The organism is Cellulomonas carbonis (assembly GCF_014636275.1).
Lineage (GTDB): Bacteria > Actinomycetota > Actinomycetes > Actinomycetales > Cellulomonadaceae > Actinotalea > Actinotalea carbonis.
In genome coordinates, this window is the sequence record NZ_BMEB01000001.1 from 214,057 (window position 1) to 236,591 (window position 22,535).

Sequence of the window (22,535 nt, forward strand, 5' to 3'; positions counted from 1 at the left end):
TCTCCTTCGGTGGGGTCAGTTGTGGGCGTGGAGGGGCTTGCCGGCCAGGGCCAGGAAGGCCTCGCCCAGTGCCTCGTTCTGGGTGGGGTGCGCGTGCACGAGCGAGGCGACGTCCTCCGGGTACGCCTCCCAGTTCACGACGAGCTGACCCTCGGCGACGAGCTCGCCGACGCGGGCGCCGATCATGTGGACCCCGACGACGGGGCCGTCCTTGCGGCGCACGAGCTTCACGAAGCCCGTGGTGCCGAGGATCTGGCTCTTGCCGTTGCCGCCGAGGTTGTACTCGAGCGTCTGCACGGCGTCGTCGCCGTAGGCCTGCTTGGCGCCGGCCTCGGTGAGGCCGACCGACGCGATCTCGGGCTCGGAGTAGGTGACGCGGGGGATGCCCGACTCGACGATCGCGGCGGGCTTGAGCCCCGCGATCTCCTCGGCGACGAAGATGCCCTGCTGGAAGCCGCGGTGCGCGAGCTGCAGGCCCGGCACGATGTCGCCGACGGCGTAGATGCTGCCGACCCCGGTGTGCAGGCGCTCGTCGGTGATGACGAACCCGCGGTCCAGGGTGACGCCCTGCTCGCCGTAGCCGAGCCCCTCGGTGCGCGGGCCACGGCCGACGGCCACGAGCATGATCTCCGCGTCGAAGGTCTTGCCGTCCTCGAGCGTGACGTGCACGCCCGCGTCGTCCTGCGTGACGCCCTGGAAGCGGACGCCCGTGCTGAACTTGATGCCGCGCTTGCGGAACGCGCGCTCGAACGCCTTGCTGATCGCCGGGTCCTCGTTCGGGACCAGGTTGGGCAGCGCCTCGATGATCTGGACGTCGGCCCCGAACGACTTCCACACGCTCGCGAACTCCGAGCCGATGACGCCGCCGCCGAGGATGATCACCGACTCGGGGACCCGGTCGAGCGACAGGGCCTGCTCGGACGTCATGACGCGCCCGCCGATCTCCAGGCCGGGCAGCGACCGCGAGTACGAGCCCGTCGCCAGGACGATGTTGCGTCCCTGGTAGGGCTGGCCGTCGACCTCGACGACGTCCTTGCTGACGAGCTTGCCGTAGCCCTCGACGTACGTGATCCCGTGGGCCTTCACCAGGCCCTGGAGACCCTTGTAGAGGCGGCCGATGACACCGTCCTTGTACGAGTGCACCTTCTCGATGTCGATGCCCTCGAACGAGGTGCGGACGCCGAAGCGCTCGCTCTCGCGTGCGCCGTCGGCGAGCTCCGCCGCGTGCAGGAGCGCCTTGGTCGGGATGCAGCCCCAGTGGAGGCAGGTGCCGCCGAGCTTCTCCGCCTCGATGAGGGCGACGGTCATGCCGAGCTCGGACGCGCGCAGAGCAGTGGCGTAGCCGCCGCTCCCTCCGCCCAGGACCACGATGTCGAAGACGGGGTGTTCAGCCACGATGCGATGCTCCTCCGAGGTGCGGCGGGTGGGACGCTCCGGCCATCTTGTCATCACCAGCGGACGAGCGTGAACCGGAGCGCGGGGTGGTGGCCGGGTGGTGGCCACGGAAACATCCTATGACTTGCGGGACCGTACTCTTGCCGCATGAGGTGGCCCTGGAGCCGGCGGCGCCCGGACGAGCCCTCGGCGCGCGACGCGCAGCGCCTGACGTCGGACCACCTCGCGGAGTTCGTGCGCACGCGCGTGGGCGTCGAGGCGTACATCGAGCCCGCCACGCGGGTGACGCCGACCACCGTCGTGCTCGTCGCGACCACGGGGGAGTGGACGCGACGCAAGGTGCCCGACCCGCGCGCGGCGCGCGAGCTCGCGCGCGCGCTCGGGATCCCCGTGTACGACGTGCACCTGACCGGCTACCCGCGCCGGATGCGTGAGTGGAACTCGCGGCAGCGGGCGCGGCGGGCCTGACGCGCCGTCCCGCGCTGCGCCCGGTGCTGCGCCGTGCCCCGTCCCGAGCGCCGCGTCCCCGCCCGGGTCAGCGCGTCGGCTCGGGCTGCTCGAGCATCGACAGCAGCGTGCGCACGGCCACGCCGGTGCCGCCGACCGGCGTGTAGCCGTGCGCGGTGCCCTCGTTGAACGCCGGACCGGCGATGTCGAGGTGCGCCCACGGCGTGCTGCCGACGAACTCGCGCAGGAACAGCCCCGCGACGAGCATCCCGCCGAACCGGTCACCGATGTTGGCGAGGTCGGCGACCGACGACTTGAGGCTCGCACGCAGCTCCTCGGGCAGCGGCATCGGCCAGAACTGCTCGCCGGCGTCGCGAGCCGCGGCGACGACGGCGTCCCGGGCGTCGTCCGTGCCCATGACCGCCGACACGCGCGTCCCGAGCGCCACGACCTGCGCGCCGGTGAGCGTCGCGACGTCGACGACGACGTCCGGCTTCTCCTCGCACGCGGCGACGAGCCCGTCCGCGAGGACGAGGCGACCCTCGGCGTCGGTGTTGAGCACCTCGACGGTCGTGCCGTTCTTCTGCGTGATGACGTCCGACGGGCGCTGCGCCGTGCCCGACGGCATGTTCTCGGCGAGGCACAGCCAGCCCGTCACGCGGACGGGCAGCTCGAGCGCTGCCGCCGCCAGGACGGTGTGGAGCACGGCGGCCGCACCGGCCATGTCCGACTTCATCGCCTCCATGCCCTTGGCGGGCTTGAGCGACAGGCCGCCGGAGTCGAACGTGATGCCCTTGCCGACGAGTGCGACGGACCGCTGGGCCCGCAGGGGCGAGTACGTGAGCTTGACCACGCGCGGCGGGCGGGAGGAGCCCTGGCCGACGGCGAGGATCCCGCCGTAGCCGCCGGCGGCGAGCGCCTTCTCGTCGAGCACCGAGACCTTGACCCGCGTGCCCTTGGCGGCGGTGCGCGCCGCGTCGGCGAACGCGGCCGGGAAGAGGTCGACGGGGGCCGCGTTCACGAGGTCACGCACGCCGTGGACCGCCTCCGCGACGACGGCGGCGCGGGCGGCGGCCTTCTTCGCCGCGCCGTCGCGCGCGAGGGGCGTCGCGACGACGAGCTCGGCCGCGGGGGTCTGCTCGACCTTGCGGTACCGCGTGAACGCGTAGGACCCGAGCAGCGCGCCCTCGCACACGGCGGCGAGCTCCGTCGCGTCGCCCGCCGGCAGTGCGAGGGCGACGGTCCGGACACCGGTGAGCTGCCGCACGGCGCTCCCCGCCGCACGCCGCAGGGCCTCGGCGCCGAGGGCGCCCGTGTGGTCGCCGACGCCGACGAGGGCGAGGACGGGCGCGGCGAGCCGCCCGCCGGTGGGGATGCGGTGCAGGGTGTCGGCCTCGCCGCTGACGCCGAGCCCGCGCGCCGAGGCGACGACCTCGTCGCGCAGCGCCTCCGGGAGCGCGTCGGCGTCGAGGACACGCACGCCGTCCGGGGCGGGTGCGACCCCGACGACCACGGCGTCGGCGGTCAGTCGGGTCAGGTCCTTGGGGGAGAGGGTGAGGGTGGCCACGCGGCGATGGTAGGCGATCGACCGCGGACGCCCGCCGTATCCTTGCCCCTCGTGTGGTCACCCCTCGCCTGGGCCGTCGCGGCCGGCTCGCTCGCGCTCGCCGGGTGGGCCGCCTGGAGGGCCCTGCGCGACCGGCCCGTCATCCTCCGCCAGCTCCTGGTCGGCGCCGGTGTCGAGGCGCTCCTCCTCGTCCACGTCGTCGTCGCGCTGGTCTTGTCCGCGACGGGCAGCCCGCCCGCGGACGCTCCGACGTTCTGGGGCTACCTCGTGACGACCCTGTTCGTGCTCCCCGTCGCGGCCGCCTGGGCCTTCGCCGAGCGGACGCGGTGGAGCTCGGTCGTCCTGCTCGTCGCCGCGGTCACGGTCGCATTCCTCCAGCTGCGCCTGGTGCAGGTGTGGAGCGGCTCGTGACGGCCCCGACCCCCGGGTCGAGCACCGGGTCGGGGCCCGGTCGGGTGCTCGTCGCGCTGTACGGGGTGCTGGCGGTCGCCGCGAGCTTCCGGTCCGCGGTCCAGGTCCTGCGCGACTTCGAGGACGCGCCGCTCGCGTACTCGCTGTCCGCGGTCGCGGCGGTCGTCTACGTCGTCGCCACGGTCGCGCTCGCGCGGGGCGGGTCCTTGCGGCGGCTCGCGTGGGTCGCAGTGGGGCTCGAGCTGGTCGGCGTCGTCGTGGTCGGCTCGCTCTCGCTCGCCTCGCCCGGCCTCTTCCCGGACGAGACGGTGTGGTCCGGATTCGGCTCCGGGTACGGCTACGTGCCGCTCGTCCTGCCGGTGCTGGGCCTGCTGTGGCTGCGGCGGACGCGTCCGCGCACGGCCGTCGACGCCCGGTAGGTTCGCGGCGTGTACCACCTCCTCTTCCGGCACGTGCTGCGACGCCTCGACCCGGAACGCGCGCACGAGCTCGCGTTCGCGGCGATCCGGGCTGCGGCGGCCGTGCCGGGCCTGCGGGACGTCCTCGCGCGGGTCCTCGTCGCCCCGTCCGGTCCGGTCCTGCCGGTGCTGGGTCGACGGCTGCCCGGACGGTTCGGCCTCGCGGCGGGTTTCGACAAGGACGCCCGCGGGGTACGGGGTCTGACGATGCTCGGCTTCGCGTTCGTCGAGGTGGGCACCATCACCCCGCGCGCCCAGCCCGGCAACGACCGCCCGCGGCTCTGGCGCGTCCTGGACGTGCGCGGTGTGCGCAACCGCATGGGGTTCAACAACCACGGTGCGCAGGAGGCCGCGGACCGGCTCCGCCGGCTCCGCGCGACCCGGTGGGGCCGCGACGTCGTCATCGGCGTCAACATCGGCAAGAACAAGGTGACCCCCGACGAGGACGCGCCCCAGGACTACGCCGCGTGCGCGCGGCTCCTGGCACCCTTCGCGGACTACCTCGTCGTCAACGTCTCGTCGCCCAACACCCCGGGCCTGCGGGCGCTGCAGTCCGTCGACGCGCTGCGGCCCGTGCTGCGGGCGACGCTCGACGCGGCGGCTGGGGCCGTCCCGCGCAGCCGCACCGTGCCCGTCCTGGTGAAGATCGCGCCCGACCTCGCGGACGACGACGTCGACGCGGTCGCCGACCTGGTCGCCGAGCTCGGTCTGGCGGGTGTCGTCGCGGTCAACACGACGGTCGACCACGACCTGGGGGAGGGCGGGCTGTCCGGGCCGCCGGTGCTGCCGAGAGGGCTCGAGGTCGTCCGGCGGCTGCGCGACCGCCTGGGCCCCGGCGCGCTCGTGGTCGGCGTGGGGGGCGTGACCGACGCGGAGGACGCGCGCGCGTACCGACGAGCGGGTGCCGACCTCGTCCAGGGCTACACGGGGTTCGTCTACGAGGGGCCCTTCTGGGCCTCGCGCATCAACCGCGCGCTGGCGGCGGAGGAGGACCGGGCATGAGCGGACCGCAGTGGACCTGGGAGCTGCTCGCCGCCGACGACCGCGTCCTCGACCGGCCGGTCAGCCCGGCGTTCTCCAGCAGGTTCGACGCCGAGGCGTGGATCGGGGAGCACTGGCGGACGATGGCGGCCGACGGCGTGGCGGCGGCCCGTCTGTTGCACCACGGAGCGCCGGTCGCGCCCGCGCTCCCGCTGCGCACGCCGTGACGAGCCGGCTGGCCCCCCGGAGGCGGCGTGGTCTGACCGACCCCGCTCGGGCGTGGCGCCTCGCTCTCGGCCTCGTGCTGTACGCGGCGTCGATCGCGCTGCTCGTCCACTCGGGTCTGGGCAACATGCCGTGGGACGTGCTCTCGCAGGGCGTCAGCCGTCGGCTCGGCTGGACCCTGGGCACGACCACGGTCGTGATCAGCGTCCTCGTCCTCGCGGCATGGATCCCGCTCCGCCAGCGGCCGGGTTCGGGGACGGTCGCCAACGTGGTCGTGATCGGCGTCCTGGTCGACCCGTTCCTCGCGGCGCTCGCGCTGCTGCCGGACCTGCCGCTCGGCGCGCGAGCGGCCATGGCCGCCGGCGCGATCGCGCTCAACGGGGTCGCGACCGCGTGCTACATCGGGGCGCGGCTCGGACCCGGTCCGCGTGACGGTCTGATGACGGGGGTGGTCGCCCGGACCGGGTGGCCCCTGCGCCTGGTGCGGACGGGGATCGAGGTGCTCGTCGTGGCCTCGGGGTGGCTCCTGGGTGGCACGGCGGGCGTCGCGACGGCGGTCTACGCGGTCGCGATCGGTCCGATCGTGCACGTGCTGCTGCCCCGCTTCAGCGTCCCGGGCGACCCCGGGGCCGCGACGGCCCCTGCTGCGGGAGCCGTCGCGTCCGTCGGACCGACGGGTGCCTCCGGGCAGGCGGTCACGCCGGGTAGCGACCCCGGTCGACCTTCGGACGAGGGAGCCGCCGACTGCGGATCTGGAACGCCCGGATCACGCCGTACATGACCACGCCGCGCGGGACCTCGCCGAACCGTGCGGCGACCCTCTTGCGCAGCTGACGGGACAGGATGAACCCGTCGACCACAGTGATGAGCATCATCGCGTAGAGCACGAAGATGACGACCAGGGTCGTCACCGCGGCGATCTCGGCGTCGAGGAACCCGACGAGGAGCACGGCGCCGACGGCCACGAGCGAGAACGGGATGAAGTACTCGCCGAGGTTGCGGCGCCCGTCGACGAAGTCGCGCACGTAGCGCCGGACGGGGCCCTTGTCCCGCAGGGGGAGGAAGCGCTCGTCGCCGCTGAGCATCGCCTCGTACTCGCGCTGACGCTGCTCGCGCTGCGCCGCACGAGCGGTCTTGGCCGCGGCCTTGCGGTCCGCCGGGACGAGGGGACGGCGACGCGCGGCCTCCGCCTCGCGCCGCGTGGGGGTCGGGCGGCCCTTGCCGGCGGGGGTCGCCGCGGACGCCTCGTCGTGCGTGGTGGCGTCGTCGTCGGCAGGGGACCTGCGGTCACGGGAGAGCACGTGCCCAGGGTAGTCGAGCCCGCCGGTACGGTGGTCGCGTGACCGATGCGCCGACCGACCTGCACACCACGACCGCCCGCCCGCAGGACGGTGCCCCGGGCGTCGCCGCGAGCACCGACGTCCTGCGCGGCCGCGTCGCCGAGCTGTTCCCCGCGCTCCGCGGCGACCTCGAGGACCTGGTCCGGATCCCCAGCGTCTCGAGCCCCGCGTTCGACCAGGCCCATGTGACGGCGAGCGCCGAGGCCGTGGCCGCGCTGCTGCGCGGCGCGGGGATGCCCGAGGTCGAGGTGCTCACGGCCGACCGTGCGGACGGCGTCACGAGCCGACCGGCCGTCGTCGCGCGGCGCCCGGCGCCCGAGGGCGCGCCGACGGTCCTGCTCTACGCCCACCACGACGTCCAGCCGCCCGGCAGTGACGTCGACTGGGTGTCCCCGCCGTTCGAGCCGACCGAGCGCGACGGGCGCCTCTACGGTCGCGGCGCGGCCGACGACAAGGCGGGCGTCATCGCGCACGTCGGCGCGCTCCGGGCCCTCGGCGACGAGCTCGGCGTCGGGGTCACGGTGTTCGTCGAGGGCGAGGAGGAGATCGGGTCGCCCACGTTCGTCGACTTCCTCGTGCGCCACCGCGACCTGCTCTCCGCGGACGTCATCGTCGTGGCGGACTCGAGCAACTGGAAGGTCGGCGTGCCGGCCCTCACGACGAGCCTGCGCGGCCTCGTCGACTGCGAGGTCGAGGTCGCCGTCCTCGAGCACGCCGTCCACTCGGGGATGTTCGGGGGGCCGGTGCTCGACGCACCCACCCTGCTGGCGCGCCTCATCGCGACCCTGCACGACGACGACGGCACCGTCGCCGTCGCGGGGCTCACGAGCGCCGCCGAGCCGACCGTGGACTACGACGAGGAGGACCTGCGGGCCGACGCCTCGGTGCTCCCCGGCGTGCGCCTCGCGGGAACCGGGACGCTCACAGGGCGCCTGTGGACCAAGCCCGCGCTCTCGGTGATCGGCATCGACACGACGTCCGTCGCGCACTCGTCCAACACCATCGCCCCGTCGGCCCGGGCCAAGCTCTCGCTGCGCATCGCGCCCGGGCAGGACCCCCGCGACGCCGCCGCTGCGCTCCGCCGGCACCTCGAGGGGAACGCCCCGCTCGGGGCACGGGTCACGGTCCACGACGGCGAGCTCGGGAAGGCGTTCCAGGCACCGGCGGACTCGCCCGCGATGCAGACCGCGCGCTCGGCGTTCCGTGACGCCTGGGGCACCGAGCCGGTCGACATCGGGGTCGGCGGGTCGATCCCGTTCATCGCCGACCTGCTCGAGGTGTTCCCCGACGCGGCGATCCTCGTGACGGGCGTCGAGGACCCGGACAGCCGTGCCCACGGCCCGAACGAGTCCGTCCACCTCGGCGAGCTCGAGAAGGTCGTCCTCGCCGAGGCGCTGCTGCTGGAGCGGCTCGCGCGCTGACCTGCGTCGCCCGCCCGGCACGGGACCCGGCGCGCCGTCAGCGGTGCGCGACGTCCAGGGCGCGCGCCCAGGTCGCGACGTCCTCGGGCAGTGCGGGGCTCGTGACGGGACCGCCCAGGAGCTCCACGACGTCCGGCGCGGGGACCCGCCCGCCGGAGCGGGACAGGAAGCGCCCGGCGACGAGGCCGCGCGCGGCCGGCTGGTCGCGGCACCGGAAGACCTGCTCGACGTAGACGACGCGGGGGTCCCAGCCGACGACCCGGGTGGTGATCTCCACCGGGTCACCCAGCCGCATCGACCGGCGGTACGTCATGGTCGACGCGGCGACGACCGGGTACCACCCCTGCCGCCTGAGGAGCGGGACCGCTCCGAGGTCGGCGATCAGGTTGCTCCGCGCGACGTCCATCATCTGCAGGTAGACGCCGTTGTTCACGTGCAGGTAGAGGTCGAGGTCCCCGGGACGGACGCGGGTGCGGGTCACGGACGCGTCCAGGAGCCCGAGCCCGGGGACGGGGCGACGCGGGAAGGTCGTGGCGATCGCCAGCTGGATCTGTCGGCTCACCGCGGCAGGCTACCGGCGCCCCGACGCCCGACCGGCGCCGTGACTGCGCACCTGCGGCGTCACACGGGCGGTGCGGGGTCGTACTGGAGGTCGTGCCGGACTGCGCGCGCGACCTCGACGGACTCGAGCCGGGCCACGAGGTGCAGCGCCATGTCGATGCCGGCGCTCACGCCCGCCGACGTGATGACGTCCCCGTCGTCGACGAACCGGGCCTCGGTGTCCAGGAGGATGCTCGGGTCGAGCTCGGCGAGCTCGTCCAGGTGGTCGTGGTGCGTCGTGGCGGGTCGGCCCGCCAGCAGCCCGGCGGCAGCGAGCGTCCGGGCGCCTGTGCACACGCTCGCGACCACGGGCGTCGTCGTGCGGACGCGACGCAGCCACGCGAGGTGGTCGGGGTCGGCCGCCAGGGCGCGGGTCCCCGAGCCGCCGGGGACGACCAGGACGTGCAGGTCGCCGACGTCGTCGATCCCGTGGTCGGGCACGAGGCGCAGGCCCTTGGCGCAGCGCACCCCGTTGCCGTCGGGCGAGAAGGTCACGACGGCGGGTCGCAGGCGCGACCGGGCGGTCCAGGCGGTCAGGACCTCGTACGGTCCGACGACGTCGAGCTCCTCCGCGTCGTCGAACACGAGGATCCCGACGCGGAGCGGGTCACGGGTGGCCACGAGCCCTCCTTGCCGCACGTCGTGACGTGCCCTGCTGTTCTCCGGTCGGTGGCTGCCCGGCCTATGCCCCGGGCAGCGCGAGCATGCGGTCGAGCGCGACCCGCGCCCAGTGCGCGTCGTCGGGGTCGACGACCACCCGGTTCGGGACGCGGCCCTCGACGAGCGACTCGAGCGTCCACACGAGGTGCGGCAGGTCGATCCGGTTCATGGTCGAGCAGAAGCACACCGTCGAGTCGAGGTAGTGGACCGACAGCTCCGGGTGCGCGCGCGCGAGCCGTCGGACGAGGTTGAGCTCGGTCCCGATCGCCCAGGAGCTGCCCGGCTCGGCCGCGTCGAGCGCGCGGATGATGTACTCGGTGGAGCCGACCATGTCGGCGGCCGTGACGACCTCGTGCTTGCACTCGGGGTGCACGAGGACGGTGACCCCCGGGACGCGGTCGCGGACGTCGGCGACGTTCTGCGCCGAGAACCGCCCGTGCACGGAGCAGTGCCCGCGCCACAGGATCATCCGCGCCGCATCGAGCTGTGCGGCGGTGAGCCCGCCGCCGGGTCGGCGCGGGTCGTAGACGACGCACGCCTCCGGGTCCAGGCCGAGCTGCAGGACCGCCGTGTTGCGGCCCAGGTGCTGGTCGGGCATGAAGAGGACCTTGCCGCTCCCGTCCACGCCGCCGACCTGGTCGAAGGCCCAGCGCAGCGCGACCTGCGCGTTGGACGAGGTGCACACGGCTCCACCGTGGCGCCCCGTGAAGGCCTTGATCGCCGCCGAGGAGTTCATGTAGGTCACGGGCACGGTCCGCTCGGCGACCCCGGCGTCGCCCAGCACCTCCCAGGCCTCCTCGACCTGGTCGATGGTCGCCATGTCGGCCATCGAGCACCCCGCGGCGAGGTCGGGGAGCAGCACCGCCTGCTCGTCGCCCGTCAGGATGTCCGCCGACTCGGCCATGAAGTGCACGCCGCAGAACACGACGTACTCGGCGTCGGGCCTCGCCGCGGCCTCACGCGCGAGCTTGAAGGAGTCCCCGGTCACGTCCGCGAACTGGATGACCTCGTCGCGCTGGTAGTGGTGACCCAGGACGAACACACGGTCACCGAGCGCCGCGCGCGCGGCGCGTGCCCGCTCGACGAGGTCGGGGTCCGCGGGATCGGGCAGCGCGCCCGTGCACTCGACACCTCGCTCCGACGCGAGGTCACGTCCCTGCCCCAGCAGGAGGAGGGCCGAGGGGGCGGGCTCGCTGAAGGTCGGGGGTGCAGTCGTGCTCACGCGCGCAGTGTCCCACAGGCCCGTCGCGCACGGACAGGAGCCGCCGCGTGGGGCCCGGGCGGGGGCCGGGGACCGGTCGGGCGGACCGATGGGGCACGATGGCGGCGTGCGGATCCTCGTCGCCCCCGACTGCTTCTCCGGAACCCTCTCGGCGCGCGAGGCGGCCGACGCGATGCGCGCCGGCTGGTCGCTCGGCGCGGCGCACGACGTCGTGACGGAGCTCCCGCTCGCCGACGGCGGGCCCGGCTTCGTCGACGTCCTGCACGGCGCACTGGGGGGCGAGCTCGTCCCCGTGACGGTCCACGGGCCGCTGGGGGACCCGACGCCCGCGGTGATGCTCCTCGCTGGGGCGGAGGGGGCACGGACCGCCTACCTCGAGTCGGCGCAGGCGATCGGCCTGCACCTCGTCGCGGCCGGCGACCGCGACCCGACGCGCACGACGTCGCGCGGCCTCGGCGAGCTGCTGTCGGCCGCCCTCGAGGCCGGGGCGCGGCGAGTCGTCGTCGGCCTCGGCGGGTCCGCGACGAACGACGGCGGTGCCGGCGTGCTCGCCGGTCTGGGCGCACCGTCGGCCCGGCTGGCCGGCGGTGGGGGAGCGCTCGACGGCCTCGTCCCCAACGACGTGGCGGTGGTCGCAGCCCTCCGCGACCGGTTCCGGGACGTCGACCTCGTGGCGGCCGTCGACGTCGACGTCCCGCTGCTGGGCCTGCACGGCGCGAGCGCGGGCTTCGCCGCGCAGAAGGGCGCGAGCCCCGAGGAGGCGCAGCACCTCGAGCGCTGCCTCGGTCACCTCGCGTCGCTCGTCGGGGAGGCCGTCGCGGGGGCCGACGAGGGACCGCGACGGGACCTGCTCGCCCCGGCACGGGACGCCCGGACCACGACACGGACGCTGACCCAGGCACCCGGAGCGGGTGCTGCGGGCGGCGTCGGCTTCGGCCTCGCGGCGCTCGGCGCACGGCTGCTGCCGGGAGCAGCCGTGGTGGCGGACGCCGTGGGGCTCGCCGCTTCCGTCGCCGGCGCCGACCTCGTCCTGACCGGCGAGGGGACCCTCGACTGGCAGTCGCTGCACGGCAAGGTCGTGCACGCGGTCGCCGCCGAGGGGCTCCGGCACGGCGTCCCGGTCGTGGCGGTCGCGGGCCAGGTCCTGCTCGGGCGGCGCGAGTGGTCGACCGCGGGCCTCGCCGGTGCGTATGCGGTCGCGGAGCGCCCGTCCGAGGTCGCCGCCTCGGTGGCGGACGCGCGCGGGACGCTCGCCGCGCGCGTCGAGCGGGTCGCCCGCACCTGGTCCCGACCGGTCTGAGCGCGCGCCCGCGCCCGGCGTGGCGCGCGCCCTCTCGCCGGTGCGCCACGCGGCGGCGCTGTGGCTGTGGGCTCCGGGGCGTCCGGGTCGTAGGCTGATGGGGAACACGTTCTCGCTCCGCGCTGTTGTCACGGACGAGAGCCCCCGAGATCCCGCGGAGACACCATGAGCGAGACCACCCAGACGTCCACCCACGGCGTCAACCTGACCGACGTCGCGGCCGACAAGGTGCGGACGCTCCTCGAGCAGGAGGGCCGTGACGACCTGCGCCTGCGCGTCGCCGTGCAGCCCGGAGGGTGCTCGGGCCTGATCTACCAGCTCTACTTCGACGAGCGCGTGCTCGACGGCGACGCGCTGCGCGACTTCGACGGCGTCGAGGTCGTCGTCGACCGGATGAGCGTGCCGTACCTCGAGGGCGCCACGATCGACTTCGCGGACACCATCGAGAAGCAGGGCTTCACGATCGACAACCCGAACGCCGGGTCGTCGTGCGCGTGCGGCGGCTCGTTCGCCTGATCGAGCGCGTCACCGACGGACCACCGAGGGCCGGGACCTGCGGGTCCCGGCCCTCGGTACGTCCTGGGCGGGCGACCCAGGCCCTGACCTCGACCCGTCAGACGCCCGACATCCGTCGGACCGTCGCGACGGCCTCGGGCAGGACGTCGCAGAAGCGCTCGACCTCGTCGCGCGTGGTGTCCCGCGGCAGCGCGACGCGGACGTTCCCGTGCGTGAGGACGCCCATCGCCGCGAGGACGTGGCTCGGTCGGTCCGTCCGTGACGTGCACGCCGAGCCGGACCCGACCGCGAACCCGCGCCGGTCGAGCTCGGTGAGCAGCGCCTCGCCGTCGACGTAGAGGCACGAGAAGGTGAGGACGTGGGGGAGCGTGCCGTCGGTGCCCCCGGCGACGTCGACGTCGGGCACCTCTGCCGCGACACGCGCCCTCAGCAGGTCGCGCAGCTCGCGGCGCCGGCGGTCCGCGTCGGCCATGTCGGCGAGGACGTGCTGCAGCGTGACGGCCGCGGCGAGCGCCGCGGGGACGCCGACGCCCCCAGGGAACCAGTCGTCCTCGTCCTCGGGCCACGCCCGGGCGGTCCGGACACCTCGCCGCACGCACAGGACGGCGGCCCCCGCGGGTGCGCCCCAGTCGGCGGGGTCGGCGGCGAGCAGGTCCCACGTGTCCGGCAGCGGCACGTGGCCTGCGCTCGCGCCCGCGTCGACGAGGAGCGGCACACCCGCGCGGCGGGCCGCCTCGTGCGCCTCGGCCGCGGGCTGCAGCGTGCCCACCTCGCCGTTGGCGTGCTGGAGGGCGGCCAGGGCGACGCCGTCCGCCGCGACGCCCGGCGACCAGGACTCGAGCCGGACGCGCCCGCTCCGGTCGACGGGGACCGTGACGAGCTCGCCGCCGTGCCGTGCGGCCGCCAGCAGAGCCGTCCGCTCGACCGCGGAGGCGACCACCGTGGGTCCGACGCGGCGGCGTCCGCGCAGGACGGCCGCCACGGCCGCGTGCAACGACGCGGTGTGCGAGCCGGAGAGGTGCACCTCCTCCGTGCGGCAGCCGAGCGAGGCCGCGATCGCCTCGCGCGCCTGCTCCAGGAGGAGGCGCGCGCGGCGCCCCTCCGCGTGCAGGCGCCGGGGGTCGGCCCAGCCGTCGGCCTCCGCGGCGCGCAGCGCGGCGACCCCGGCCGGGTGCAGCGGTGCCCGGCCCCCCGCGTCGAGGAACGTGCGTCCGTCCGGCGTGCTCACGCCGCGAACGCTAGCCGTCTCCGCGGGGCCGCCGCCCGTCGGCCGCTCCGGGCGGCGCGGCGCGCGGCACCCGCCGTCGACGGCGGCGCGCCACGTGCGGCGGACGGGCGGGCGGGGGGCCCGCGCCGCGATAGGCTGACCGCGACGAGGACCAAGGTCCCAGGTGGAACGCGCTCCGTGGCCGGGCAGGCCCGGTTCGGACCCCGCCCGCGACCCGTGACATGAGAGGCCCGTGTGGACGTGCAACACCCCCGGCGTCGCTCCGGCGCCCTGAGGACGGCGGCTGTGGCCGCCCTGGTGGCGACCGCCGCGACTGGATGCTCCGCCGAGGCCCAGCGAGGCTGGATGCCCGGCTACGACGACGGCCAGCAGGTCACCAACCAGACGGAGCGGATCACGACCCTCTGGGTCGGTTCCTGGATCGCGGCGCTCTTCGTGGGCGTCGTCGTCTGGGGCCTCATCGTCTGGTGCGTCACGGTGTACCGGAAGCGCAAGGACGACGACGTCCTGCCCATCCAGCTCCGGTACCACGTGCCGCTCGAGATCATGTACACGGTCGTGCCGATCCTCATGGTCGGCGTCCTCTTCTACTACACGGCGCGCGACATGTCGGCGATCGAGGACGTCACGACCGAGGAGCCCGACGTCGTCGTCGAGGTCTACGCGAAGCAGTGGAGCTGGGACTTCAACTACCTCGACGACGACGTCTGGGACTCCGGCGTGCACGTCGAGGACATCGGCGCCGAGGGCAACCCCGAGACGCTCCCGACCCTCTACCTGCCGGTCGACCAGCGCGTCGAGTTCCACCTGCGCTCGCGCGACGTCATCCACTCGTTCTGGGTGCCCGCGTTCCTCTACAAGAAGGACATGTTCCCGCAGAGCGAGCGGACCTTCCAGGTCGTGCCGACGCGTGAGGGCGTGTACGCGGGCAAGTGCGCCGAGTTCTGCGGCGAGCACCACTCGGGGATGCTCTTCAACGTGGCCGTCGTGTCGCAGGACGAGTACGACGAGCACATCGAGTCCCTCCGCGACGCCGGGCAGACCGGACGCCTCGGGCCCGAGCTCGACCGGCTGCAGAGCCGCGGGGACGACAACAGCGTGCCGACCGGTGAGTCCGGCACGCCGGCTGACGAGGAGAACTCATGACCGCCCACGCCGAGGTGATCCCCGGTCTCGCGCCGCGGCGCCAGACCCTGGGTCGGACGGTCGTCAAGTGGGTCACGTCGACCGACCACAAGACGATCGGGTACATGTACCTGATCTCGTCGTTCTTCTACTTCGCCATCGGCGGGATCATGGCCCTGGTGATCCGGGCCGAGCTGTTCGAGCCCGGCATCCAGATCGTGCAGAGCAAGGAGCAGTACAACCAGCTCTTCACGATGCACGGCACGATCATGCTGCTGCTGTTCGCCACGCCGCTGTTCGCGGGGTTCGCCAACGTGATCATGCCGCTGCAGATCGGTGCGCCCGACGTCGCGTTCCCGCGGCTGAACATGCTGGCGTACTGGTTCTACTTCTTCGGCGGTCTCATCGCCGTGGCCGGCTTCTTCACGCCGCAGGGCGCCGCGTCGTTCGGGTGGTTCGCGTACGCACCGCTCTCGAGCACGACGTTCTCACCGGGCCTCGGTGGTGACCTCTGGGTCTTCGGCCTCGCGCTCGGTGGTTTCGGGACGATCCTCGGCGCCGTCAACTTCATCACGACCATCGTGACGATGCGCGCGCCGGGCATGACGATGTTCCGGATGCCGATCTTCACCTGGAACACGCTCGTCACGAGCATCCTGGTGATCATGGCGTTCCCGCCCCTCGCCGCGGCGCTGTTCGCGCTCGGTGCGGACCGCCGGTTCGGTGCGCACGTCTTCGACCCCGCCAACGGCGGGGCGATGCTCTGGCAGCACCTGTTCTGGTTCTTCGGCCACCCGGAGGTCTACATCATCGCGCTGCCGTTCTTCGGCATCGTGTCCGAGATCTTCCCGGTGTTCAGCCGCAAGCCGCTGTTCGGCTACAAGGGTCTCGTCTACGCGACGGTCGCCATCGCGGCGCTCTCCGTCACCGTGTGGGCGCACCACATGTACGCGACGGGCGCCGTCCTGCTGCCGTTCTTCTCCCTCATGACGATGCTCATCGCGGTCCCGACCGGTGTGAAGTTCTTCAACTGGATCGGCACGATGTGGCGCGGCAAGCTGACGTTCGAGACGCCGATGCTGTGGTCGATCGGGTTCCTCGTCACGTTCCTCTTCGGCGGCCTGACGGGCATCATCCTCGCCTCGCCGGCGCTCGACTTCCACGTGACCGACACCTACTTCGTCGTGGCGCACTTCCACTACGTCGTCTTCGGCACGGTCGTGTTCGCGATGTTCGCCGGCTTCTACTTCTGGTGGCCGAAGTTCACCGGGCGGATGCTGGACGAGCGCCTGGGGAAGATCCACTTCTGGCTGCTCTTCTTCGGTTTCCACACGACGTTCCTCATCCAGCACTGGCTCGGCGTCGTCGGCATGCCCCGGCGGTACCCGGACTACATGCCCGAGGACGACTTCACGTGGATGAACCAGCTCTCCACCGTGGGGGCCTTCGTGCTCGCCGCGTCGACGCTCCCGTTCCTGTGGAACGTGTACGTGAGCTGGCGAAACGCCCCCCGCGTGGTCGTGGACGACCCGTGGGGCTACAGCAACTCGCTCGAGTGGGCGACGTCGTGCCCGCCCCCGCGCCACAACTTCACCTCGCTGCCGCGGATCCGGTCCGAGCGTCCCGCGTTCGACCTGCATCACCCCGAGGTCGCGGCCATGGACCACGTCGAGCCGGATGCCGACGGCATCTTCGACTGGGAGGCCGACCGACGCGGCCAGGCGGCGCTCGGGCGTGAGCGCCTCGCGTCGGGTGAGGGACAGCCGGAGCAGTCCTCCGCGACCATCGTCGACGACGGTGTCGCCCCCGAGGACAAGCCCGCGCGCGACGACGAGACGGACGGGGACGCCAAGTGAAGACCGAGACGCGACTGTTCCTGATCCTCGTACCGTTCTTCCTCTTCATCTGGCTCGTGTACGGGTTCTGGAGCGACTGGGAGCCCGTGGGGACCGCGGGGATCCTCCTGCTGCTCGGTCTCGTCGGGATGATCGGCTTCTACTTCGCGCTCGTCGCGCGGCGGATCGACCCGCGTCCGGAGGACGACGCGTACGGCGAGGTCGAGCAGGGCGCCGGCGAGCAGGGTGTGTTCGCCCCGTGGAGCTGGTGGCCCTTGGCCCTCGGCGTCGCCGCGGCGATCTGCTTCACGGCCCTGGCCGTGGGCTGGTGGCTGTTCTGGATCGGCGGCGCCTTCGGTGTCGTGGCACTCGTGGGCTGGGTGTTCGAGTACTCGCGGGGTCAGCACGCCCACTGAGGCGTGAAGATCCCCGGAGAGGGTGGGCCCGCATCGGCGGTCCCACCCTCTCGTCGTCCCCGGGATCTCCTCTGCGCCGCGGGCAGGCGTCGCGTGGGGACCGTCGCGTACGTCGGAGCTCATCGTGGGGACGTCGCGAGGCAGCGGTGCGCCGGCGGTGGTCGGACGCCTCGTCAGCAGGGACGACGAAGCCCGGTGCACCCCTCGAGGTGCACCGGGCTCGTGCGCTGGTCAGTTCCCCGGACGTCAGTCGCCCGGGGCAGGCATCACAGCCTGGCCGGGACGATGAGGCCGGCGGTCTGCGTGCGGGCACGCTCGAAGCGCTGCTGGGCGTCGGCCCAGTTCACGATGTTCCACCACGCCTTGACGTAGTCCGCCTTGACGTTGACGTAGTCGAGGTAGAACGCGTGCTCCCACATGTCGAGCAGCACGATCGGGACGATCCCGAGCGGGATGTTGCCCTGCTGGTCGTAGAGCTGGAAGACGGCGAGCTTCTGGCCGACCGAGTCCCACGCGAGGATGGCCCAGCCTGAGCCCTGGATCCCCGTGGCGGTGGCCGCGAAGTGCCTCTGGAAGCCGTCGAACGAGCCGAAGAACTCGTCGATCGCGGCAGCGAGCTCCCCGGTCGGACGGTCGCCGCCGTCGGGGGAGAGGTTCTCCCAGAAGGCGGTGTGGTTGACGTGACCGCCGAGGTTGAACGCGAGGTTCTTCTCGTACAGGTTGACTGCGTCGAACGACCCGGACTCGCGCGCCTCGGCCAGCTTCTCGAGGGCCGTGTTCGCACCCGTGACGTACGCCGCGTGGTGCTTGTCGTGGTGCAGCTCCATGATGCGCCCCGAGATGTGGGGCTCGAGAGCGGCGTAGTCGTAGGGCAGGTCGGGCAGGGTGTAGTCAGCCATGGAGCACCTCCGGTCGGGTCGCCTGTGCGGCGACGTCTTCGGTCCTGCGGCAGGTGCGCGGGACGATACCCGCGCCGGACAGCGGACGCCCGGCGCACGCAAGCGCACGCCGGGCGTCCACGGACTCAGTGACGGGGAGTCGCGGGTCCCCGGGTGACCTCGCCGGTGGGCATCCCACCGTGCTCGGGCTTGATGTTCGCGACCGCCTCGACGAGCGTCGAGTCGCCGTGCTCGGGCGCCGACAGCGCGTCGTGCGCGCCGTGGGACTGCGCGGCGGCCAGCTCGGTGGGCGTGACGGGCTCGACACGGTCCTCGAAGAAGAACCGCGACACGCGGGCACGGAAGGCGTCCCGCCGGTAGCCCTTGCGACGGACGCCGCGCTCGTCCTCGGCCGGCAGCAGCTCGAGCGGCCGGACGGGCTGGTGGTGCACCCGAAGCCAGCGCTCGTACTCGTCGAGCGGCCGGTGGACCTCGATGTACTCGCCGTCGGCGAACCGCACGATGCGTCCGGTCTCGTGACCGTGCAGCACGAGCTCGCGGTCCTTGCGCTGCAGCCCGAGGCACAGCCGCTTGGTCGTGATGAAGGCGACCACCGGGGCGACGAACAGGAGCACCCGCAGCACGCGCGTGATGTCGTTGATCGAGACCCCGAAGTGAGTCGCGATCAGGTCGTTCGTGCCCGCTGCGAGCAGGACGCCGAACGCCGTGAGGATCGCGACACCGGATGCCGTCCGGGTCGGCGCGTTGCGGGGACGGTCCAGCACGTGGTGCTCACGCTTGTCGCCGCTCGCCCATGCCTCGACGAAGGGGTACAGCGCGAGCACGGTGAAGAGCAGGCCCGGGACGATGACGGCCGGGACGAGCACGTTGAGGGACAGCGTGTAGCCGGCGACGACCCACTCGGTACCCGCTCCCGGCATGAGCCGCAGGGCACCCTCGAGGAACAGCATGTACCAGTCCGGCTGCGCACCGGCCGACACGGGGGACGGGTCGTATGGGCCGTAGTTCCAGACGGGGTTGATCGTCATCGTGCCGCCCATGAGCGCCAGCACGCTGAACACGACGAAGAAGAAGCCGCCGGCCTTCGCGACGTACACGGGGAAGAGCGGGAAGCCGACGACGTTGCGCTCGGTCCGGCCCGGCCCGGGGAAGTGCGTGTGCTTGTGCAGCACGACGAGGAACAGGTGCAGGCCGACGAGCGCGAGGATCAGGCCCGGGATCACCAGGATGTGGAGCGTGAAGAGCCTCGGGATGATGTGCTCGCCCGGGAACTCGCCCCCGAAGACGAAGTACGACATGTAGCTGCCCACGACGGGGATCGACTTCACGACCCCGTCGGTGATCCGCAGCCCGTTGCCGGACAGGACGTCGTCGGGCAGCGAGTAGCCCGTGAAGCCGGCCGCGAGGCCGAGGATCATGAGGACGAAGCCGACGAGCCAGTTGATCTCACGCGGCTTGCGGAACGCGCCGGTGAAGAACACGCGCATCATGTGCGTCACGATCGACGCCATGAACAGCAGGGCCGCCCAGTGGTGGATCTGCCGCATGAGCAGGCCACCGGTCACCTCGAACGAGAGCACGAGGGTCGAGGCGAAGGCCTCCGACATCTCGACGCCGTCCATCGACGCGAGCGGACCCTCGTACGTGATGAGGCCCATGCTCGGGACGAAGAACATCGTGAGGAAGAACCCCGTGATGATGAGGATCACGAAGGAGTAGAGGGCGATCTCGCCCAGCAGGAACGACCAGTGGTCGGGGAAGATCTTGCGGGCGAAGTTCTTGACGGCGAGACCGATCCCCGTGCGCTGGTCGAGGTAGTCCGCCGTTCCGCCGGCTGCGCGGTTCACTGTGCTCACTTCAGCCGCTCCCAGTAGCTCGGGCCGATCGGTTCCGTGAAGTCGCTCTGCGCGACCAGGTAGCCCTCGTCGTCGACCGTGATCGGCAGCTGGGGCAGTGGACGGCTCGCGGGTCCGAAGACGACGCGCGCACCGTCGGCCATGTCGAACGTCGACTGGTGGCACGGGCACAGCAGGTGGTGCGTCTGCTGCTCGTAGAGCGCCACGGGGCACCCGACGTGGGTGCAGATCTTCGAGTACGCGACGATCCCGTCGTACGACCAGCCCGCGCGCTCCTCCGACTCCTTCAGGTCACGCGGGTCGAGCCGGACCATGAGGACGACGGCCTTGGCCTTCTCCTCGATCCAGTGGTCCGCCTCCCGCAGCCCGTCGGGGATGACGTGGTAGACCGAGCCGATCGTGACCTCGGATGCCTTGATGGGCTCGCCGGAGGGGTCGCGCACGAGGCGACGGCCGCGCTCCCAGAGGGTGTGACGGAACTTGCTGACGTTCCAGTCGCCACCGACCTGACCGATGAGCGGGACGGCGAACGTCAGGGGGACGAGCGCGACGGCCGAGACGACGGCGCCCTTGAGCACGCCGCGGCGTCCGACACCCGACTCCTGCGCGCCGATCCGGAGGGTCTCGACCGCGCCCGCACGGACCTCGGCGTCGCTGCGCTGGGGGTGCCGGGCCTCCTGCTGCTCGTGGTCCGACATGATCGTCTTGGCCCAGTGCACGGCCGCGGCGCCGATCCCGAACATCGCGAGGAAGAGGCTGAGCCCGAGTGCGACGTTGGACAGGCGCATCGACTCGACCGACTCGCCCGGGCGGAGGGCGAAGTACGCGACGAGGAAGCCGATCGTCCCGATCACGGAGATCGCGAAGAGGGCGACGACCTGCCGCTCGGCGCGCTTGCTGGCCGCGGGGTCGACGTCCGCCATCCGCTGCTGGTGGGGCGGCAGGCCCGGGTTCTCGAACCGGTCGGGCAGCGAGGCCCCGTCTCGGACCGTGAGGTCCTGGGCGGAGTTGTCGGTGCTCATGAGGACTTGGCTCCGATCCAGACGGCGGATGCGATGAGGAGGCCCATCCCGACGACCCAGACCCACACGGCCTCGCCGACGGGGCCGATCGAGCCGAGGCTCGTGCCGCCGGGGGACCCGGCGCGCTGCTCGTCGAGGAACGCGATGATGTCGCGCTTCTCCTCGGGGGAGATGTTCGCGTCGTTGAACACGGGCATCGACTGCGGGCCGGTGAGCATCGCCTCGTAGATCTCGGTGGGCGTGCTGTCCGCGAGGTTGGGCGCGTACTTGCCCTCGGACAGGGCACCGCCCGCGCCGATCGCGCCGTGGCACATCGCGCAGTTGGTGCGGAACAGCGCCATGCCGTTGGCCGCGTCGCCCTGCGCGGGGTCGACCTGGTCCGCCGTCGGGATGGCAGGGCCGGAACCGAGCGACGCGACGTAGGCGGCGAGCTGGTCGGTCTGCTCGCGGTCGAACTGCGGGGGCTTCGCGGCCGCCTGCGGGCCGTTGACCTGCATGGGCATGCGGCCGGTGCTCACCTGGAAGTCCACCGACGCGGCGCCGACGCCGATGAGCGACGGAGCCCCCTCGCGACCCTCGGCGTCGGTGCCGTGGCACGTCGCGCAGTTCGCCTGGAACAGCGCCTTGCCGGCCTCGACGTCCTCGTCAGAGGCCGTCGTCGTGCCGGAGGCGCTCGGCGCCAGGACGGCGTACAGCGCACCGGTCAGGGCGAGCGCCAGGGCGAGGAGCAGCAGCGGCGCGAGCCGGTGGTGCCGCCGGGCGGCGATGGCCTTCACAGGGTGGTCCTCATCTCGTTGCGGCGGTGCAGGTGGGCGGCGTGGCCGGCCGGCACGGGTCGTGAGGTCATGCGATCACCGGATGACGTAGATCGCGAAGAACAGCGCGATCCACACGACGTCGACGAAGTGCCAGTAGTACGACGTCACGATCGCCGTCGTCGCCTCGTGGTGCCCGAAGCGCTTGGCGCTGAACGACCGGCCGAGCACGAACAGGAAGGCGATGAGCCCGCCGATGACGTGCAGGGCGTGGAAGCCGGTGGTCAGGTAGAAGACCGACCCGTACGCGCTCGACGACAGCGTCAGGCCGTGCTCGACGAGCTCGGCGTACTCGTACGCCTGGCCGGCGACGAAGACCGAGCCCATGACGTAGGTGAGGGTCATCCACTCGTGCATGCCCCACCGGTTGACCTGGAGCAGGCCCCCGGTGCGGCGTGGCTGGAAGCGCTCGGCCGCCCACACGCCCATCTGGCACGTGATGGAGCTCAGCACCAGGACGATCGTGTTGGCGGTCGCGAAGGTGATGTTGAGCTTCGCGGTCTCCTCGGGCCAGAGCTCGGGGACCGTCGACCGGATCGTGAAGTACATCGCGAACAGGCCGGCGAAGAACATCAGCTCGCTCGCGAGCCACACGATCGTGCCGACCGACACCGGGTTCGGTCGGTTGACGCTCAGGTGCGGTCGGGCAGCGGTCACAGCCGTCGTGGTTGACACCCTGTCATTATGGCGTAGGCGCGACGATCGTGGGACCAAAGGCCTGCCCGGGTGTCGTGACGCGGCCGACGGGGTCCCGTCCGGCGGTGCGGGGGGCCGTGCGGGCGGGCGTCGTGCCAAG

Annotated in this window: 24 protein-coding genes; 12 read left to right on the forward strand and 12 right to left on the reverse strand. The window is 72.8% G+C overall.

All coding sequences use genetic code 11. The annotated features are described in order from the left end of the window. Window positions 1-15: 15 nt before the first annotated feature. On the reverse strand, window positions 16-1,395 hold the full coding sequence (gene lpdA / locus IEV86_RS00945; RefSeq protein ID WP_229734426.1) for a dihydrolipoyl dehydrogenase: 1,380 nt from the start codon (window positions 1,393-1,395) through the stop codon (window positions 16-18). Window positions 1,396-1,542: 147 nt separating this feature from the next. Between lpdA and IEV86_RS00950 the strand changes: the two genes are divergently transcribed. Then, complete coding sequence (locus IEV86_RS00950; protein ID WP_043607919.1) at window positions 1,543-1,863, forward strand: oxidoreductase; 321 nt, start codon at window positions 1,543-1,545, stop codon at window positions 1,861-1,863. 67 nt (window positions 1,864-1,930) lie between these two features. Here the strand turns inward: IEV86_RS00950 and IEV86_RS00955 are convergent, their stop codons facing one another. Then, the gene (locus tag IEV86_RS00955) at window positions 1,931-3,409 is read right to left on the reverse strand and encodes a leucyl aminopeptidase (RefSeq protein WP_043607921.1); all 1,479 of its coding nucleotides are present in this window, start codon (window positions 3,407-3,409) and stop codon (window positions 1,931-1,933) included. A gap of 51 nt (window positions 3,410-3,460) precedes the next feature. Between IEV86_RS00955 and IEV86_RS00960 the strand changes: the two genes are divergently transcribed. The 5 genes from IEV86_RS00960 to yczE are packed head-to-tail and all read left to right on the forward strand — an operon-like array spanning window position 3,461 to window position 6,265. Next, on the forward strand, window positions 3,461-3,820 hold the full coding sequence (locus tag IEV86_RS00960) for a hypothetical protein (RefSeq protein WP_043607924.1): 360 nt from the start codon (window positions 3,461-3,463) through the stop codon (window positions 3,818-3,820). After that, entirely contained in the window at window positions 3,817-4,239 is a 423-nt protein-coding gene (locus IEV86_RS00965; RefSeq protein ID WP_043607947.1) for a hypothetical protein, read from the forward strand. Before IEV86_RS00960 ends, IEV86_RS00965 begins: the two co-directional genes overlap by 4 nt. 9 nt (window positions 4,240-4,248) lie before the next feature. Further along, a complete protein-coding gene (locus IEV86_RS00970; protein WP_043607926.1) occupies window positions 4,249-5,280 on the forward strand; it encodes a quinone-dependent dihydroorotate dehydrogenase in 1,032 nt (343 codons plus the stop codon). Then, complete coding sequence (locus IEV86_RS00975; protein WP_043607928.1) at window positions 5,277-5,486, forward strand: hypothetical protein; 210 nt, start codon at window positions 5,277-5,279, stop codon at window positions 5,484-5,486. Before IEV86_RS00970 ends, IEV86_RS00975 begins: the two co-directional genes overlap by 4 nt. Continuing rightward, the gene (gene yczE / locus IEV86_RS00980) at window positions 5,483-6,265 is read left to right on the forward strand and encodes a membrane protein YczE (RefSeq protein ID WP_043607932.1); all 783 of its coding nucleotides are present in this window, start codon (window positions 5,483-5,485) and stop codon (window positions 6,263-6,265) included. Before IEV86_RS00975 ends, yczE begins: the two co-directional genes overlap by 4 nt. On the opposite strand, the gene IEV86_RS00985 is transcribed toward yczE, so the two are convergent. Next, window positions 6,180-6,785 carry a DUF3043 domain-containing protein gene (locus IEV86_RS00985; protein ID WP_043607934.1) on the reverse strand — a complete coding sequence of 202 codons (606 nt, stop codon included), beginning with the start codon at window positions 6,783-6,785 and terminating at the stop codon, window positions 6,180-6,182. The two genes, yczE and IEV86_RS00985, sit on opposite strands and share 86 nt — an antisense overlap. A 122-nt stretch (window positions 6,786-6,907) precedes the next feature. On the opposite strand from IEV86_RS00985, the gene IEV86_RS00990 reads away from it, so the two are divergent. After that, on the forward strand, window positions 6,908-8,245 hold the full coding sequence (locus IEV86_RS00990) for a dipeptidase (RefSeq protein WP_043607950.1): 1,338 nt from the start codon (window positions 6,908-6,910) through the stop codon (window positions 8,243-8,245). Between the two features lie 37 nt (window positions 8,246-8,282). Here the strand turns inward: IEV86_RS00990 and IEV86_RS00995 are convergent, their stop codons facing one another. The 3 genes from IEV86_RS00995 to nadA all read right to left on the reverse strand — a co-directional run bounded on the left by IEV86_RS00995 (window position 8,283) and on the right by nadA (window position 10,727). Continuing rightward, a complete protein-coding gene (locus tag IEV86_RS00995) occupies window positions 8,283-8,807 on the reverse strand; it encodes an acyl-CoA thioesterase (protein ID WP_043607936.1) in 525 nt (174 codons plus the stop codon). 59 nt (window positions 8,808-8,866) lie between these two features. Beyond that, on the reverse strand, window positions 8,867-9,466 hold the full coding sequence (locus IEV86_RS01000; protein WP_043607938.1) for a DJ-1/PfpI family protein: 600 nt from the start codon (window positions 9,464-9,466) through the stop codon (window positions 8,867-8,869). A gap of 61 nt (window positions 9,467-9,527) precedes the next feature. Then, window positions 9,528-10,727: a quinolinate synthase NadA gene (gene nadA / locus IEV86_RS01005; protein ID WP_043607939.1), complete on the reverse strand. Its 1,200-nt coding sequence runs from the start codon at window positions 10,725-10,727 to the stop codon at window positions 9,528-9,530. A 106-nt stretch (window positions 10,728-10,833) separates the two neighbouring features. Here nadA and IEV86_RS01010 point away from each other — a divergent pair, with 106 nt between their 5' ends. Continuing rightward, entirely contained in the window at window positions 10,834-12,027 is a 1,194-nt protein-coding gene (locus IEV86_RS01010) for a glycerate kinase family protein (protein WP_043607940.1), read from the forward strand. Between the two features lie 165 nt (window positions 12,028-12,192). Beyond that, on the forward strand, window positions 12,193-12,543 hold the full coding sequence (gene erpA, locus IEV86_RS01015) for an iron-sulfur cluster insertion protein ErpA (protein ID WP_043607942.1): 351 nt from the start codon (window positions 12,193-12,195) through the stop codon (window positions 12,541-12,543). Window positions 12,544-12,640: 97 nt separating this feature from the next. Here the strand turns inward: erpA and IEV86_RS01020 are convergent, their stop codons facing one another. Continuing rightward, the gene (locus IEV86_RS01020; RefSeq protein ID WP_188484519.1) at window positions 12,641-13,771 is read right to left on the reverse strand and encodes a cysteine desulfurase family protein; all 1,131 of its coding nucleotides are present in this window, start codon (window positions 13,769-13,771) and stop codon (window positions 12,641-12,643) included. A 285-nt stretch (window positions 13,772-14,056) separates the two neighbouring features. Here IEV86_RS01020 and ctaC point away from each other — a divergent pair, with 285 nt between their 5' ends. From ctaC to IEV86_RS01035, 3 genes are read left to right on the forward strand one after another with little or no spacing between them, the layout of a single operon-like run. Beyond that, window positions 14,057-14,917 (forward strand): aa3-type cytochrome oxidase subunit II, encoded by an 861-nt coding sequence (gene ctaC / locus IEV86_RS01025; RefSeq protein WP_229734427.1) that lies wholly within the window; start codon window positions 14,057-14,059, stop codon window positions 14,915-14,917. After that, a complete protein-coding gene (gene ctaD, locus IEV86_RS01030) occupies window positions 14,914-16,752 on the forward strand; it encodes an aa3-type cytochrome oxidase subunit I (protein ID WP_043606919.1) in 1,839 nt (612 codons plus the stop codon). Before ctaC ends, ctaD begins: the two co-directional genes overlap by 4 nt. Further along, window positions 16,749-17,147: a cytochrome c oxidase subunit 4 gene (locus IEV86_RS01035; RefSeq protein ID WP_043606917.1), complete on the forward strand. Its 399-nt coding sequence runs from the start codon at window positions 16,749-16,751 to the stop codon at window positions 17,145-17,147. Before ctaD ends, IEV86_RS01035 begins: the two co-directional genes overlap by 4 nt. Before the next feature lie 266 nt (window positions 17,148-17,413). On the opposite strand, the gene IEV86_RS01040 is transcribed toward IEV86_RS01035, so the two are convergent. The 5 genes from IEV86_RS01040 to ctaE all read right to left on the reverse strand — a co-directional run bounded on the left by IEV86_RS01040 (window position 17,414) and on the right by ctaE (window position 22,414). After that, the gene (locus IEV86_RS01040) at window positions 17,414-18,046 is read right to left on the reverse strand and encodes a superoxide dismutase (protein ID WP_043606916.1); all 633 of its coding nucleotides are present in this window, start codon (window positions 18,044-18,046) and stop codon (window positions 17,414-17,416) included. Window positions 18,047-18,171: 125 nt separating this feature from the next. Continuing rightward, window positions 18,172-19,893 (reverse strand): cytochrome bc1 complex cytochrome b subunit, encoded by a 1,722-nt coding sequence (qcrB, locus tag IEV86_RS01045; RefSeq protein ID WP_229734428.1) that lies wholly within the window; start codon window positions 19,891-19,893, stop codon window positions 18,172-18,174. 5 nt (window positions 19,894-19,898) lie between these two features. Beyond that, complete coding sequence (gene qcrA, locus IEV86_RS01050) at window positions 19,899-20,924, reverse strand: cytochrome bc1 complex Rieske iron-sulfur subunit (protein ID WP_043606914.1); 1,026 nt, start codon at window positions 20,922-20,924, stop codon at window positions 19,899-19,901. Then, complete coding sequence (gene qcrC / locus IEV86_RS01055; RefSeq protein ID WP_043606912.1) at window positions 20,921-21,700, reverse strand: cytochrome bc1 complex diheme cytochrome c subunit; 780 nt, start codon at window positions 21,698-21,700, stop codon at window positions 20,921-20,923. The genes qcrA and qcrC overlap by 4 nt, the downstream gene beginning before the upstream one ends. Before the next feature lie 75 nt (window positions 21,701-21,775). Then, the gene (gene ctaE / locus IEV86_RS01060) at window positions 21,776-22,414 is read right to left on the reverse strand and encodes an aa3-type cytochrome oxidase subunit III (RefSeq protein ID WP_043606911.1); all 639 of its coding nucleotides are present in this window, start codon (window positions 22,412-22,414) and stop codon (window positions 21,776-21,778) included. Window positions 22,415-22,535: the final 121 nt, after the last annotated feature.

Coding starts and splice junctions, on each gene's coding strand:
- IEV86_RS00950 (WP_043607919.1), top strand. CDS start 1,543: ATGAGGTGGCCCTGGAGCCGGCGGCGCCCGGACGAGCCCTCGGCGCGC.
- IEV86_RS00975 (WP_043607928.1), top strand. CDS start 5,277: ATGAGCGGACCGCAGTGGACCTGGGAGCTGCTCGCCGCCGACGACCGC.
- erpA (WP_043607942.1), top strand. CDS start 12,193: ATGAGCGAGACCACCCAGACGTCCACCCACGGCGTCAACCTGACCGAC.
- ctaD (WP_043606919.1), top strand. CDS start 14,914: ATGACCGCCCACGCCGAGGTGATCCCCGGTCTCGCGCCGCGGCGCCAG.
- IEV86_RS01040 (WP_043606916.1), bottom strand. CDS start 18,046: ATGGCTGACTACACCCTGCCCGACCTGCCCTACGACTACGCCGCTCTC.
- qcrA (WP_043606914.1), bottom strand. CDS start 20,924: ATGAGCACCGACAACTCCGCCCAGGACCTCACGGTCCGAGACGGGGCC.